Here is a 2,315-nt window from a genome sequence, read left to right on the forward strand (position 1 = left end):
GGCCTGATTCCGGGCCCAATGACGGGGTAGAAGCGCACTTCACGGGGTGCTCCCGGTCGACGGGGATCGGTGGGCTCCGCGGGTGCTCGGGCGGCCGGTTCGTGCCCGTCGGCGACGTCGACGACACCGCTGTCATCGAATGGGTGTATTTCATCCTATTGTCCTGTAGGTTTTGGGTGAAATCACGAGCGCCTGGGGGCAACGTCGCGCCCAGGGGGAGGAGCCCATCGATGTCGATGTTCCGTCGTACCCGACGAGTCCTGCTGGCCATGGCCGTGATCGCCGGGCTGCAACCGGTCGCCCTGGCGCACGCCGGGCCACCACCCACCGAACCCGCCGCCGTTTCGGCCGACGCCGTGTCCGCTGACGCCGTGTCGGCCAACGCCGCCGTTTCGGCCAGCGCAGTGTCCGCCGACGCCGCGCCGTCGGCAGGCACCGACGACGTCGACGCCGCGACCGCCGTCGCCGACGCGCGGGTCTCCGCCGACGTGCTGATGGACTCCTACGACCAGCAGAAGGCGTGGTTCGCGTCGAGCTGGTGGAACTCCGCCGTCGCGCTGCAGACCATCGGCGACTACATGGCGCGCACGGGCGACCGGCGCTACCTGGCCGAGCTCGACCACAGCTTCGAGACGAACAAGGGCCCGTTCCCGGCCGGTGAGCGGTCCACGGACGAGATCTACGGCAACTTCACCAGCCGCGCCATCGACGACTCCGGGTGGTGGGGGCTCAACTGGGTCACCGCCTACGACCTGACCGGCGACGAGAAGTACCTCGACATGGCCGTCACCATCGGCGAGTTCATGAACGAGTTCTGGGACACCAGCACCTGCGGCGGCGGCATCTGGTGGAACGAGGAGCGCACGTACAAGAACGCCGTCACCAATGGCCAGTGGGTGCGCCTGACCGCCGAGCTGCACAACCGGCTGCCGGGCGACACGCTCTGGCTGGACCGCTCCCAGGAGGCCTGGGACTGGTACGTCGGCAGCGGCATGATCAACGCGAACGGCCTGGTCAACGACGGGCTGCGCGACGACTGCTCCAGCAACAACGACACCGTGTGGACCTACAACCAGGGCCTCGGTATCGGCGCGGCGCTGGAGCTGTGGCGGGCCACGGGCGACCCCGAGCTGCTCGACACTGCGAAGTACCTCGCCGACTCCGCCCTGGGGTCCGACGTGCTGGTCAAGGACGGCGTGCTCACCGAGTGGTGCGAGGCTGCCGGGCGGAGCTGCGACGACAACCAGAAGCAGTTCAAGGGCATCTTCCAGCGGTACCTGATGGAGCTCGCCGACGCCACGGGCGAGCCGGCGTACACGCAGTTCGTCGCCGACCAGGCGGCGTCCGTCTGGGCGAACGACCGCGACGTCGTGGGCCGGCTGGGCCTGCGCTGGGCCGGCGGCACCGCCGAGCAGCCCAACGTGTTCGACTGGCGCACCCAGGCCAGCGCCCTGAGCGCGCTGATCGCCGACGTCCCGCGGGAGCAGCCGGCCCGCACCCTGTCGGCCGCCGCCTCGCCCGCCGTCGTTGCCGTCATGCCGAGCACCGGCCAGGCCACGCGTGTGGGGCTCGACGTCGGAGTGGCCGCGACGTCCGCCCGGCCCGAGACGCTCCCCGTGACCGTGCGGACCACCGGGCCGCGCGGCTGGAAGGTCACCGCGGACCGGACGCTGCGGCTGAACCCGTCCGGCCACGCCGACCCCGCGCGGGCCACCCTCCCGGTGGACGTGCGGATCCCGGCGGGCACCGCCGACGGCAGCTACCCGGTGAGCGTCACCGTCACCGCACGGTCGGGCCTGACCTACACCGCGCGGGCGGAGGTGCTGGTCGCGGCCGTCGTCGACTTCGCGGCCGGGTCGCCCGAGGAGATCCCCTGGCTGTTCGACGCCGGCGGCTCCGGCTTCAGCGGCGGCGGCAGCCGGTACGCCGACGGCGAGAGCGCCTTCGTCTACCGCTTCCCGTTCCCCGCGGGGACGACGTCGGCCCAGGCGACGCTGACGATCGACAACCAGTACGTCGTCGAGGTCAGCCCGGACGGCGAGAGCTGGACCACGGTCCTGACCGAGGACGAGCAGATCAGGGACGGCTCCAACCGGGCCGACCACACCCTGGACCTGACCGAGCACCTCGGCGCCGACAAGGCCGCCTACATCCGCGTGTCCGACGCGTTCCCGGCCGACGGCTGGGGCGGCGGCGTCTACCACGTGACGGCGGCGTACGAGACGAGCTGACGACCTGGGCCGTCAGCCGGTCCGAGCTGACGGCCCGAGCCGCCGGCCTGTCCGACCGGCCTGTCCGACCGACCCCGGCTGACC

Annotated in this window: 1 protein-coding gene; it reads left to right on the forward strand. The window is 71.7% G+C overall.

The window, feature by feature from the left end:
• Positions 1–230 precede the first annotated feature (230 nt).
• Positions 231–2,231: a glycoside hydrolase family 76 protein gene (locus ACFWEJ_RS28455; protein WP_377232515.1), complete on the forward strand. Its 2,001-nt coding sequence runs from the start codon at positions 231–233 to the stop codon at positions 2,229–2,231.
• Positions 2,232–2,315: the final 84 nt, after the last annotated feature.

Origin of the sequence: Promicromonospora sp. NPDC060204 (assembly GCF_042728455.1) — a bacterium.
GTDB lineage: Bacteria > Actinomycetota > Actinomycetes > Actinomycetales > Cellulomonadaceae > Promicromonospora.